Here is an 11,245-nt window from a genome sequence, read left to right on the forward strand (position 1 = left end):
GATTGTCATGATCGTAGATAATGTTCAGTGCCACTCAGTACTTCCTGTCACCGAAGCTCTAAGCGATAAAAGTATGTGCGTTCCGAGCTGGGTTGATGAGTGCGTATCAGCAATTGAAAAAAATGCCATCTCTTTGCGGCATGAGATCCACCAGCATCCTGAGTTGGGGAACATGGAGATCAACACCGCAAAATTGGTTGCAAATCTAATGCTGGCACTCGGCATTCAGGTGCAAACAGGAGTTGGTAATACTGGCGTTGTTGGAATCTTGCAGGGCGATACTCCTGGGCCGGGTGTCGCTCTCAGGGCGGATATGGATGCCCTTCCAGTCGAGGAGCTAACCGGGCTCCCATTTGCGAGCAAGGATGTTGGCCTTTACCACGGTGAAACTGTTCCTGTGATGCATGCATGTGGCCATGATGCCCATACTGCAATCTTGATTGGGGCAGCGATGGTGCTTGCGGCCAACAAAGACAAAATCGAAGGCACTGTAGTCTTCATCTTTCAGCCTGCGGAGGAGGGGGCGGCGGATGTTGACGATTTTGACAACACCGTAGTGATTGGTGCTAGAGCTATGATTCGTGACGGCGTATTGGATAATCCCAAAGTCGAGGCGATTTTCGGATTACACGTTCTTGCAGGCTACCCAACGGGACATATTTTCTATCGGCCCGGCCCTGTATTAAACAGTAACGATGGATTCCGAATCACTGTCAAAGGCAATCAAACTCATGGATCCTCACCGTGGACTGGCTCTGATTCGATTCTGGCAAGCGCCAAAATTATCGATGGTCTCCAGACCCTCATAAGTCGAAAGTCTGACCTTTCGAAAGGGACCGGGGTTGTCAGTGTCGGTTCTATACATGGAGGAACTGCGGAGAATATTATTCCTGAGTCTGTGTTGATCACTGGAACTATCCGTACCAATAGTCCAGATATTCGTAAGCAGATTCTGGATAATATGCCGCCGCTGGTTGAGCATATTGCTACAGCGTTTGGCACAGAAGCGGCGGTTAAAATCGCAGCGTATGGCCCTGTGACGGTGAATGATCCATACCTTACCAATTCTATGTTGCCAGCTTTAGACGCCGCAGCTCCAGGAAAAGTGCATCTTATGCCGAACTGCCTAGCACCAAGTGAGGATTTCTCTTATTTTTCTGAGCGTATTCCAGGGCTCTATGTTTTGGTGGGGGCGACACCTGAAGATAAAGATATGGCAAGCGAACCTTTCAATCACAGCCCCCACTTCACTGTGGATGATGCCACCCTTGCAACTGGGATTAAGGCTCACATTCAGTTTGTTCTTAATTACCCGAATCTCTTGATGTGCAAGTAGGATTCATAAGATAAATTTCATGTTTGTTTGAGTTGCTGAGGCTTTTTTTGGGTAAGTTGGTGTTTGATTTCGCGTAGTGCTCAGGATAAGGGAGGAGGGATGGCGTTCGATTTTAAGTTTATAAATGGTAGCCGAGTTCGAATGTTGCTTGTGATCGAGCCCGCGTCTCACGAATATTGGATTGCCAGCCAAGCCACTGCGCGTATATCGACACCTCAAGCCAATATCAGCGATATTGACTTTGAAATCACTCCAGGTGGGATAGTCGCTTATATTCCAGATGGTATCAACGTTAAAATTTTTCTTGATGATGTAGAGCTCACTGAACCAAAGAAAACTCGTAAAATGGTTGTAAGACTCGATAATCCTATGCGTTAAAATATCGGGGTCGTAAGTGACCCCCTTGTCTCCTTAGATTGCCTTAGAGCGGGCTTGTGCGTTTGATTGATGGCAGACCTTTGCCGTCAGTAGATACGGCTTAAAGCAGCAGTCGATGTCTCCGAAAAAATCCACGGCGATTCAAGGCAAGTACCTTGTGTTGCGCTTATGCATCCGACAGACCAAGGCGGTCGGAGTAAGCCAGTTCCCGACCTCCATGCCTCGGTCTTTACGTTCGAACTACTTTGCCGACGTTTACAGTACCTCTATCCATAACGCACCTTTGCCCGATGCTGCTTCACCGACACGTTTCAAGGCGCCGTTATTGCTGATTGCGTAAGTGCCGACTTTTTCGCTTTTCTCGCCCGTTACCAGCAGCCAGCGCCCGTTGGGTGAAAAAGCAATATTGCGCGGCTGCTTCTCTTCCTCCGGTAGTTCTCGAGAACACTCAATCCGCCTGCAAATGTCGAAACGGAGCTGCTGGTGCGTAAGCGTCCGGCGAACTCACCTTCCGAACGCCAGCTTTAAGGGCGATGGTGTCCGCGTATTTTTAAGCGGACGCGATCACCCTTATCGACAAGATTTCCATGCGCCAGCGAAACTCTTTTCCGAACCCATTCAAGGGCTAGGTCGTTCAGGAATGCTTGCAACCCGGAGCATCCGTTTCCAGCGTCGCCATCAGCCACGGTATCAACGCTAACGTCATCCGCAAATGGATGCGAGATCAGTCCACGACCTCGCTGCCGGCATTCGTCCAATTAAAGCCTGCCCCCAAGCGGCCAACCGAAGCGTCGGCGACCATCGAACTGTCTATGGCCGGTCAATCGATCCTGTCGTCGCCTTTAAGCGGATCTGGCAAGCTCGGCGACATGACTTCGATCCCACACCCCTATCAACTCAATCCTGGGCAACTGCGCGCCGAGTCTGCGCAGTTGCTGTAACTTCTTTCGGCGCTCGATAAACAAGTCGAGACGATGGGCACACCGTCCAGGTCATGGGCAAGAAGATCCATCACGACAAGACACTGATCGAAAAGCTCAGTCACGAGATAACGCAGCTCAAACGCTTCAAGTTCGCCAAGCGCAGCGAGCAACTCAGCCCGGAGCAAGCCAGCTTGCTCGATGATTTGATCGATACCGATATTGCCGCGATTGAAGCTGAACTTGAATCGTTGCAGGTCATAGCTCTTCGGTACAACAGTCCGGTGATTACAGGGGGCGACAACAGCGTGAACTATCAAGGCGGTTTCCCTGATCTCGAGACGTTTAAGGCTAACCGTCCGAACATCAGTGGTGAGCAATACGCTGAAATCAAGCACAGTATGACTTACGAAGAGGTTTTGGACATTGTGAAGATTACGGGCAAAGAGTCAGCCAGCCTTGGCAGCTCCGTCGTTTACGCCTGGGGCAATGAGCTATACGTCTACATGGTGGTTACGTTGATAGACGGTAAGGTGCAGTCCAAAGGGCGCTAATGAGTTGGATCTCAAGCGCATGTCATTCAGATGTTGATGCCCTTGTGATGGACTGATCCGTAAACCTTCTGGTCACCAGATCATTCCTTTGGACTTGAAAAGCCGGAAATTCGGAAACGCGCAGTGGTTATCAGTATCCTTTTGAGCTCGATGAACACTGCGGTGAAAGGCGGTATTAAAAGGTTTGGCGTTGCGCCTCTTTCAGGTGTGTGCAAGTCCAGCGAGTCGCGCTGAGAAATAACCAATACGGTCAGTACCGAACGTGCGAACTAGCAAAGTATGCTCATGGCTTTTCAGGTCCCAGAGAAAAATGAAACGCTATACGACGACATTCAGCGGCGCGTTCGGATCTTGCTCAAAAGGAGGAGCGTCCACCCGTACCCTAGGGCTTCACCTTTGCCAGTTGGCACGGCAGGGTAGTGCAGGGCTTAGACGATGGCTGCCTGTGGTAATACATGAAGAACTAAAAAATCACCTTACGTGAGTAAGGTGGCTAAAGTTTTTACCACGTGGAGTAAAACACGACAGTCAATCAGCCATCCGCATATTTGAATAGCAGGCCAATGGTTGAGGAGTAGTCATTCTTCGAGGTCGATTATAATCCTCAGTAATGCGAGTTATTGTTGCTTAAAAATGAAAATGACTTTCGCTACCCCAGCGGAAGATAAATATTGCTTAATAGATTAAAAGGCACGCTCCATTCATATACTTTTCATTGCGTAAAGGATGAATGCCACAAAGCATCACTGCAATTGATAATGATCGATAACGCTGTCCAGCGCCCGAACGATGTAGGCTGTGTAACCATTCCCATATTGATGAGCACTCTATGCACTCGCTTGCGTATGAAGATCTGAACGCCCAGGACATCCCCACCTGCCTCGGTCGTTTGCGAGTACGCAGTATCGGGCATGGTGAGTCGATAGTGTTGTGGTCCAGCCTACTGATGAATGGACGGATGTGGATGGCCCAGGTTCATCATTTCAGCAAACGGTATCGGGTCATCCTGATCGACCCACCGGGTCATGGCGACAGCGCAACACTAGAGCGGGCCTTTACCTTTGCAGATTGCGCGCAATGTGTTGTCGACGTACTAGATGTAATGGGTGTTGAAAGAACCCATTTCATCGGCAACTCCTGGGGCGGCATGATCGGAGGAACCTTCGCAGCGGTGCATCCCGCCAGGGTCCACGCTGTCGTGTTGATGAACTGCACGGCATCACCGGCTGGTTGGAGGCATCGATTGGAATTTCCGCTGCTGGCGCGGGTGATCAGGCTATTAGGTGGATTTCGTGGCATCATGATCTCTGTTGCCACCCGTGCGTTTGTCGGACCGACTACCGAGCGTGAAAGACCTCATGTCATCTCCCATATCCAGCAGGCACTGAAGACCTGCGACGTCGAATCGATCGCATGGGCAGTCGAGAGCGTGGTGCCCAGACGTCCCGATCAACGTCCTCTTTTTTCGGCAGTCCGCTCGCCTGTCCTAGTGGTGGCGGGGAAAGAGGATCGTACCTTCGCGGTCAGCGAAACCCTAGCCATGGCGCGGTCCATCCCAGGGGCTGAATTTGTGGTGATTGAACGAACAGCGCATTTGGCCGCATTGGAAAATCCGGATGAGGTTAATGCGCTGATTGATCGGTTTCTGAAGGACGTTATTGGTCGGGAGTTGTTAGTGGATGCCACCTGCTAAAATTACAGGTCATTCCGCCTTTTTTGGGGTGTTTAAGAGCTTCAGGGATTCTGTGTCGCAAGAAACTTCACCTCTGGCAGATTGATGTCAGGCAGGTCGCTGGTCATAAACTCCAGCAGTTCGAAGATCTTTCCCTTGCGCCGGCTTTCGCGGTCGGCGCGCGCCGAGTTGGAATCCGATATGGCGGCATGCTCAGTGTTTCTCTGTTGCGGGAGGGATGCCTCCAGGATCAACCTCCCGAGGAAAGCTCCTTATCCCCTTCGTTCACCTGAGTGAAGCACTCGAGCTCAATTCCATGAGGCCGAGCGAGGTCGCCTGGCGTAGAGCCTCAATTGTTGCGGTGTCGTCGCGATGCGCTGCTCTACAAAACGTAAACCTTCTCGCATCATTTCACCGGCATTTTGATAACGACAGGACTGGACCAAGTGTCTGATTGAAGATCTCGTCCGTCTGTCGGACCGAAAATCTTCAGACTTAATCAACCGGCGTGGGCTGACAGTGCTACATAGGTTTATATGGTGCTCGAATCACGTAACAGTGTGGACTTTCAGGGGGAAAGCGAGGTAAGCGCGCGGGGATCACAGGTTGCGTGTAAGCGTCTGCCAAACACATCTTGGTTGATCACCGCGTTCTGTCTGGCCTCAGGGAATTTTCCCCGCAGATACCCCGAGCCGTACGAATGGTTATTATGCTTTGCTTATCAACGTCCTTTACCGGCCCTTTGTGCAGGAGATACAAATTGAGCATTGATTGGATCAACTTCACGCCATGGACTTCATTGTGCGGTGGAGCCTTAATAGGAATGGCCGTCAGCTTGTTCATTCTCGCAAATGGCCGTATCGCAGGCATCAGCGGCTTGCTTGGAGGCGTGATGCAATTTCCCAGTGAAGGCTGGAGCGAGAAAGCATTGTTTCTGCTTGGCCTTGTGATTTCACCATTGTTGTGGGGCGCGTTCACTGTCTTGCCAAAGATAGCGATTAATACAGAGTGGCCTGCCCTAGTCATAACGGGTCTGCTCGTTGGCGTGGGAACGCGTTACGGTTCGGGCTGTACGAGCGGCCACGGAGTATGTGGGGTCTCCCGACTATCACCTCGCTCCATCGTAGCAACAGCGTGCTTTATGACTACTGGATTTGCGACGGTATACGTCAGTCGCCATGTGCTGGGAGTTTAAAGATGATCAAATTAACTGCATTTTTTGCAGGCTTGATATTTGGATTGGGTCTGCTACTGGCAGGCATGGCGAACCCCGCTAAAGTATTGGCCTTTCTTGATGTGGCTGGGGCCTGGGATCCGTCACTCGCACTGGTAATGCTAGGGGCGATCTCAGTAGCGGTCATCCCTCTGAATTGGGCGCGTAAGAAAAGGCGAACTTTACTGGGAGCCCGCATGCAGCTACCACTGAAAAACGAGTTGGACGCACGCTTGATTGGTGGCAGCCTGTTGTTCGGTATAGGGTGGGGAATTGCGGGAATCTGCCCTGGGCCAGCAGTCGCTCTTTTACTTACCTGGCATTGGAAAGCCCTCATATTCTTTTTAGCCATGCTGGCTGGCATGTACTTTTTTTCCATTCTGGAAAGTCGACGCGCGTCTTAATTAGCTGATGGCTATGGACAACATGCTCCTAGCTATGTGCTGCTATCACGCTTTGCGTGATTAGATCGGCTGCCAACTATGCGGCAGCAGCTGATCGATTTCACTCGCGTGCTGCGTCGGCAGGCGCGTGAGGACATCTTTAAGATACGCGTACGGATCATGCCTGTTGAGCCGCGCGGATTGGATCAAGCTCATGATCGCTGCCGCCCGTTTTCCACTGCGTAGCGACCCTGCAAAGAGCCAGTTCTTGCGTCCAAGAGCCCAAGGTCGGATCTGGTTCTCTGCCCAGTTGTTGTCTATGGGTACGGCCCCGTCATCGAGGTATCGCGACATCGCTGTCCAGCGTTTCAGGGCGTAATCCAGCGCCCTGCTGATAGCCGAACCTTCGGGCACGAGATCACGCTGGACGATCATCCAGGCATGCAGCCTATCCATCACCGGTACGGCTTTTTCTTGCCGTATTCGCCGCCGTAAATCAGGTTCTAAGTCGCGGACTTCGCTCTCCACTTCGTAAAGCAACTGGATATAGCGCAGCGCCTGCTCGGCGAGCATACTCTTGTTGGTGGTATGCAATTCGAAGAACTTGCGCCGCGCATGGGCCATGCACCCGATCTCGGTCACTCCGAGTTCGAAACTGGCCTTGTAGCCGCCAAAATCATCACAAACCAACTTACCCTTCCAGTCTTGCAGGAAGTTGCGAGCATGCTCTCCCGCACGGCTGGGGCTGAAGTCATAAACCACCGCTGCCAAGTCCGAAAACTGGCTGGTGGCGTAGGCCCAAACATAAGAACGGTGGGTTTTCTTTGAGCCCGGAGCGAGCATCTGCACGGGTGTTTCATCAGCGTGGACGACCTGCTGCCCGAGCACCACGTCACGCAGCGCGTCGACCAGCGGCTGCAACTGCACGCCGGTTACGCCAACCCATTGCGCCAATGTTGAACGTGGAATCGCCAAGCCTGCTCGACCGAAGATCGATTCCTGACGGTAAAGCGGCAGATGGTCAGCAAACTTGGCAATCATTACGTGTGCAAGTAGACCCGCAGTCGGGATGCCCTTATCAATAACCTGCGCCGGAACCGGTGCCTGGATCAGCGTTTCGCAGTCATCGCAGACCCACTTGCCACGGACATGGCGTTCGACGGTGAACACGCCGGGCGTGTAGTCCATTTTCTCGCTAACGTCCTCACCGATGCGCTTGAGGGCGCAGCCGCATGGGCAGTGAGTGTTGTCCGGTTCGTGATGGATCAGTGTGCGTGGAAACTCAGCCGGTAATGCAGTGCGCTTGGGTTTCTGCTTTTTCTCGGTCGCCGCTGGCACTGTCTGCAAGGCCTGAAGCTCTGCTTCAATCGCTGCGATATCGGTATCGATCAGGTCATCGAGCAAACTGGCCTGCTCAGGATGCATCTGCTCACTGCGCTTGGCAAACTTCAAACGCTTGAGCTGGGCGATCTCGTGGGTCAGTTTCTCGATCAGCGTTTGGTCGCGGTTGATTTTCTTGCCCATCGTGTCGACTTGCGACAGCAACTGCGCTGCCAAAGCACGCAGTTGGTCGGGGCACATTTGGTCGAGATTGGGAGAAGAAGTCATGCGCCGGATTTTGCCAGAGCAGGCGCTTCGCGGCGATAGACCGATAGGCTAATGGCAGCCGTTAAAGCAGTGTGATCGAGCCTCCAGAACCTGCGCGTTGCCATGGCAGACCCAGCACCAATGCCTGAAGTTGCTCGGTATCCAGTTCCATCTCAGAACCATGGCGAATGCCAGGCCAGTGGAACTTGCCTTGATTCAACCGGCGCGCCGCCAGCCATATTCCAAAGCCGTCATGCACCAGCACTTTCATGCGATTGGCGCGGCGGTTGGCGAACAGATAAGCACAGTGCGGCTGCGCCGCACCGAACACGGCGATCACCTTGGCTAACGTCGTTTCGGTGCCTGCGCGCATGTCCATCGGTACGGTGGCGAGCCAGATGGAGTCAATGCGGATCATCGCAAAAGGTCTCGAAGAAAGGTCGCGCAGGCAGTAGCATTTTCAGTGGGCCAGTTCACTTTGACTGTGCCGCGCGGGTGCTGTATTTCAACGTAGATATTCGATGAATATGAGTGGGACTTTGCCCCGGCCAACGGCACGGGTAACGGAATAAATGCAGATTGTAGCGCTGTGCTTTTCTGCGCTTGCAGCCGAATCCATTTGTGGACGAGGTTTGCGTTGAGGTTATGGCTGAGTGCGATGCTGGCAATCGAAGCGCCGGGCTGGCACACTCTTGAATGACATGGGCTTTGAAGGACTTTGAATAGGAACGGCGTGTTGGCTGCATGAAATACCCGCTTAAAAGGCTAGAACTGGTGCCCACTTAAATTCAAGGGCACACCATGGCTTAGCTTTGCGGGGCTGGGTAGATGCCTTGGCCGGACGCATACGGTTGCGTAACGGCATCCAGCTATGCGGCAACAGCTCCGCGATCTCGCTCGCCCGTTGCGTTGGCAGTCGCAGGAGTACGTCCTTCAAATAGGCCCGATGAGTCTGTCGTCGATTTTGGCCTGATCTGGCAAAGTCGGCGCGGGTCTGCAGCACAGCACTGGCACGAATGGCTGCCCGCACTGCCGACGCAGCGGGCGATTGCAATCAATCATGTCGTCACCTTACTAGTTTCGGGGAGGGCTTTCGGGCCCTGCTTGATTGAGTTGAAGTCGCTTCTGCACTCGAAGCAGGCATATTTCAGTTCGACCCAGTTTCCGCAAGTCACATGCAACATGCGCCAACCCGCTTCGCCTGCTTGCGAGGCAGGCAGCCACTTTCTGCCCCAGTCTGACATTGCCATGATGGCGGGATACAGGGCTGCACCTCGCGAGAGAAGCCTGTAGCCGTCGTCGCGTCGGCAAGCCATTCCGGCCTGCTGCAAGAGTTCAAGTCGTCCTGAAAGTATGTTTGGGGCGATATCAAGGATCGATTGCAGGTCGTTAAACCGCCGAACGCCAAACAGGAGTGCGCCAATTATTAGGCTGCTCCATCTGTCGCGTAGCCACTCTTCGGCGCTAAGGGACAGAGGAGGCATGACTCTTTCCTTGCTGGCCAGTGTGTGGCGTGTCCTTCTGTAGGATTTAAGAGGTGGAATGGTTTCGGGCAGCTGCTGATAAAGTAATGGCTTTACGTTTCCCAGTGATAGGGGTTCGTTACAGTGCCGACACAAGACAATTAGCTTTAGCCCCACCTTGCAGTGGCGGCATTTAAGGCGCGTGAGGCTTGTTGCTTGAGGCTGGTCGCTCTCTGGCAACCACTCATGATTCCATTGTTCTAGGAGAACAAGTGTCGGTTTGAGTGCGTCACCCATCGGAGTGAGCATGTACGTTACTACGATGGGCAAGGGTTTTTGGTCAATAAAAAACTGGGCGTGAAGAGCGCCAAAGAGCTGAATGGTGCAACATTCTGCATCCAGGCGGGGACGGTCACCGAGCTGAACCTTTCAGATTACTTCCGTGCGAACAAACTGAAATTTACCCCCATCTCATTTGATACCTCTGACGAGAGCTTCAAGGCGCTCGAAGCTGGGCGCTGCGACGTGCTGACCTCTGACCAGTCGCAGTTGTATGGGCAGCGATTGAAACTTGCGACGCCTGATGACTATGTCGTGCTACCGGAAGTTATCTCGAAAGAACCCCTTACTCCTGCGGTAAGACGAGGTGACGAGGAGTGGTTTACGGTGGTGCGCTGGACGTTAAATGCAATGCTCAACGCCGAAGAGCTGGGCATCACTTCCAAAAATGTGGCCGAGCAAAAGCAGAGCACCAACAATCCTGATGTTGCACGGGTGCTGGGAAGCGAAGGTACGTTGGGTAAGGATCTGAATCTACCGAACGACTGGGCCTTCCAGATCGTCAAGCAGGTAGGCAACTACGGTGAGTCGTTTGAGCGAAACCTGGGTGATGGCAGTGACTTGAAGATCAAGCGCGGGCTGAACGCGCTGTGGAACAAAGGTGGCATTCAGTACGCAGCACCTGTTCGCTAAAGTCTATTGCGCCCGGCCGCAGGCCGGGCGTTTTCTTGTTTGTCCTGCCGGTGTACCTATGCAAATGAACAATGGCTCAAAGCGCCTGGTGTCATTTAATGATCCTGTTATGCGCGCGCTGCTTTTCCAGATCATGATCGTTGCCGCCGTGCTTGCGATGGGGTGGACGCTCTACCAAAATACCTACACAAACCTTGTGCATCGCGGAATTACTTCTGGCTTTGCATTTCTTGAGAACAGTGCTGGCTTTGGCGTTGCGCAGCATCTGATTTCGTATGTGGAAGCAGCTCCTACGCGCGTGTTTTCGTCATAGGTCTATTGAACACGCTGCTGGTGACCTTCATCGGTGTCATCCTGGCGACCATCCTCGGTTTCATCGTCGGCGTGGCCCGCCTGTCGAAGAACTGGATCATCGCCAAGGTGGCGACGGTGTATGTGGAGGTCTTTCGCAACATCCCGCCGCTGCTGCAGATCCTGTTCTGGTACTTCGCGGTGTTCCTGACCATGCCAGGGCCGCGCAACAGCCATAACTTCGGCGATACCTTCTTCGTCAGCAGCCGGGGCCTGAACATGCCGGCGGCGTTGATGGCCGAAGGGTTCTGGCCGTTTGTGGTCAGCGTGGTGCTGGCGATCGTCGCCATCGTGCTGATGACCCGCTGGGCCAACAAGCGTTTCGAAGCGACCGGCGAGCCGTTCCATAAATTCTGGGTCGGCTTGGCGCTGTTCCTGGTGATCCCGGCGGTGTGCGCACTGATCTTCGGCGCGCC

General features: G+C 53.1%; 8 protein-coding genes and 7 pseudogenes. 9 read left to right on the top strand and 6 right to left on the bottom strand.

From position 1 onward, the window contains the following. The first annotated feature begins 7 nt into the window (after window positions 1–7). Complete coding sequence (locus HGO40_RS02835) at window positions 8–1,336, top strand: amidohydrolase (RefSeq protein ID WP_353050711.1); 1,329 nt, start codon at window positions 8–10, stop codon at window positions 1,334–1,336. Window positions 1,337–1,435: 99 nt separating this feature from the next. After that, window positions 1,436–1,714: a hypothetical protein gene (locus HGO40_RS02840; RefSeq protein ID WP_250961804.1), complete on the top strand. Its 279-nt coding sequence runs from the start codon at window positions 1,436–1,438 to the stop codon at window positions 1,712–1,714. A gap of 255 nt (window positions 1,715–1,969) precedes the next feature. Here HGO40_RS02840 and HGO40_RS02845 read toward each other — a convergent pair. After that, window positions 1,970–2,202, bottom strand: a pseudogene (locus HGO40_RS02845) (beta-propeller fold lactonase family protein); the annotation flags it as partial. Between the two features lie 153 nt (window positions 2,203–2,355). Between HGO40_RS02845 and HGO40_RS30495 the strand changes: the two are divergent. The 3 genes and pseudogenes from HGO40_RS30495 to HGO40_RS02860 all read left to right on the top strand — a co-directional run. Then, a pseudogene (locus HGO40_RS30495) lies at window positions 2,356–2,484 on the top strand (transposase); the annotation flags it as partial. Between the two features lie 99 nt (window positions 2,485–2,583). Then, window positions 2,584–2,894, top strand: a pseudogene (locus HGO40_RS02855) (transposase domain-containing protein); the annotation flags it as partial. 1,123 nt (window positions 2,895–4,017) lie between these two features. After that, window positions 4,018–4,881 carry an alpha/beta fold hydrolase gene (locus tag HGO40_RS02860; RefSeq protein WP_250961805.1) on the top strand — a complete coding sequence of 288 codons (864 nt, stop codon included), beginning with the start codon at window positions 4,018–4,020 and terminating at the stop codon, window positions 4,879–4,881. 197 nt (window positions 4,882–5,078) lie between these two features. Here HGO40_RS02860 and HGO40_RS30610 read toward each other — a convergent pair. Continuing rightward, a pseudogene (locus tag HGO40_RS30610) lies at window positions 5,079–5,360 on the bottom strand (type II toxin-antitoxin system ParD family antitoxin); the annotation flags it as partial. A 260-nt stretch (window positions 5,361–5,620) separates the two neighbouring features. Here HGO40_RS30610 and HGO40_RS02870 point away from each other — a divergent pair. Both HGO40_RS02870 and HGO40_RS02875 read left to right on the top strand, forming a co-directional pair. Beyond that, window positions 5,621–6,055 (top strand): YeeE/YedE family protein, encoded by a 435-nt coding sequence (locus HGO40_RS02870; protein WP_250961807.1) that lies wholly within the window; start codon window positions 5,621–5,623, stop codon window positions 6,053–6,055. 2 nt (window positions 6,056–6,057) lie between these two features. After that, a complete protein-coding gene (locus HGO40_RS02875; RefSeq protein WP_250961808.1) occupies window positions 6,058–6,477 on the top strand; it encodes a DUF6691 family protein in 420 nt (139 codons plus the stop codon). 60 nt (window positions 6,478–6,537) lie between these two features. On the opposite strand, the gene tnpC is transcribed toward HGO40_RS02875, so the two are convergent. The 4 genes and pseudogenes from tnpC to HGO40_RS02890 all read right to left on the bottom strand — a co-directional run bounded on the left by tnpC (window position 6,538) and on the right by HGO40_RS02890 (window position 9,527). Next, window positions 6,538–8,064 (bottom strand): IS66 family transposase, encoded by a 1,527-nt coding sequence (gene tnpC / locus HGO40_RS02880; protein WP_250961809.1) that lies wholly within the window; start codon window positions 8,062–8,064, stop codon window positions 6,538–6,540. 61 nt (window positions 8,065–8,125) lie between these two features. Then, a complete protein-coding gene (gene tnpB, locus HGO40_RS02885) occupies window positions 8,126–8,461 on the bottom strand; it encodes an IS66 family insertion sequence element accessory protein TnpB (protein WP_250961810.1) in 336 nt (111 codons plus the stop codon). Window positions 8,462–8,905: 444 nt separating this feature from the next. Next, window positions 8,906–8,989 (bottom strand): annotated as a pseudogene (locus HGO40_RS30755) (transposase domain-containing protein); the annotation flags it as partial. A 112-nt stretch (window positions 8,990–9,101) separates the two neighbouring features. Further along, window positions 9,102–9,527, bottom strand: coding sequence for a winged helix-turn-helix transcriptional regulator (locus HGO40_RS02890; protein WP_250961811.1), 426 nt, complete (start codon window positions 9,525–9,527; stop codon window positions 9,102–9,104). A gap of 288 nt (window positions 9,528–9,815) precedes the next feature. Between HGO40_RS02890 and HGO40_RS02895 the strand changes: the two are divergent. After that, window positions 9,816–10,478, top strand: a pseudogene (locus HGO40_RS02895) (type 2 periplasmic-binding domain-containing protein); the annotation flags it as partial. A gap of 58 nt (window positions 10,479–10,536) precedes the next feature. Further along, a pseudogene (locus HGO40_RS02900) lies at window positions 10,537–11,245 on the top strand (ABC transporter permease subunit); the annotation flags it as partial.

The organism is Pseudomonas sp. CG7, from assembly GCF_023701885.1.
GTDB lineage: Bacteria > Pseudomonadota > Gammaproteobacteria > Pseudomonadales > Pseudomonadaceae > Aquipseudomonas > Aquipseudomonas zanjanensis.

Excerpts from the sequence above, each read along its gene's own strand:
- HGO40_RS02875 (WP_250961808.1), top strand. The coding sequence starts at position 6,058 with ATGATCAAATTAACTGCATTTTTTGCAGGCTTGATATTTGGATTGGGT.
- HGO40_RS02840 (WP_250961804.1), top strand. The coding sequence starts at position 1,436 with ATGGCGTTCGATTTTAAGTTTATAAATGGTAGCCGAGTTCGAATGTTG.
- tnpB (WP_250961810.1), bottom strand. The coding sequence starts at position 8,461 with ATGATCCGCATTGACTCCATCTGGCTCGCCACCGTACCGATGGACATG.
- tnpC (WP_250961809.1), bottom strand. The coding sequence starts at position 8,064 with ATGACTTCTTCTCCCAATCTCGACCAAATGTGCCCCGACCAACTGCGT.
- HGO40_RS02835 (WP_353050711.1), top strand. The coding sequence starts at position 8 with ATGATCGTAGATAATGTTCAGTGCCACTCAGTACTTCCTGTCACCGAA.
- HGO40_RS02860 (WP_250961805.1), top strand. The coding sequence starts at position 4,018 with ATGCACTCGCTTGCGTATGAAGATCTGAACGCCCAGGACATCCCCACC.
- HGO40_RS02890 (WP_250961811.1), bottom strand. The coding sequence starts at position 9,527 with ATGCCTCCTCTGTCCCTTAGCGCCGAAGAGTGGCTACGCGACAGATGG.